This window comes from Bradyrhizobium sp. Kon58, from assembly GCF_055807455.1.
Genome location: NZ_JBVVOT010000596.1, coordinates 1 through 246, shown reverse-complemented (window position 1 = coordinate 246; position 246 = coordinate 1). Strand labels below are relative to the sequence as shown.

The following is a 246-nucleotide window of genomic DNA, read 5'->3' as shown; positions in this document are numbered from 1 at the left end:
ACCATTCCGAAAGAAGGCGTACCTGTTTGTCGGTGTAGCCGCGCTCGACGTATCGCCCTGTCAGCGCCTGGCACCCGCTCACTGGAACCTGCCGCGCATTGAACTGCCGTTCGAGTGGATCGAGGGTCAATACCGCACGCCCCTGCCGGCGCTGCGCCAGGCGCTGACCGGCGCCGGTGCGCTGCTGTTGAGCAACCCCCACAACCCTATCGGCAAGGTCTTCCCCCGCGCGGAACTGCTGGCCGT

At 66.3% G+C, this 246-nt stretch carries 1 pseudogene; it reads left to right on the top strand.

Annotated features, from left to right (window positions below):
* Window positions 1-246 (top strand): annotated as a pseudogene (locus AC0L20_RS41615) (hypothetical protein); the annotation flags it as partial.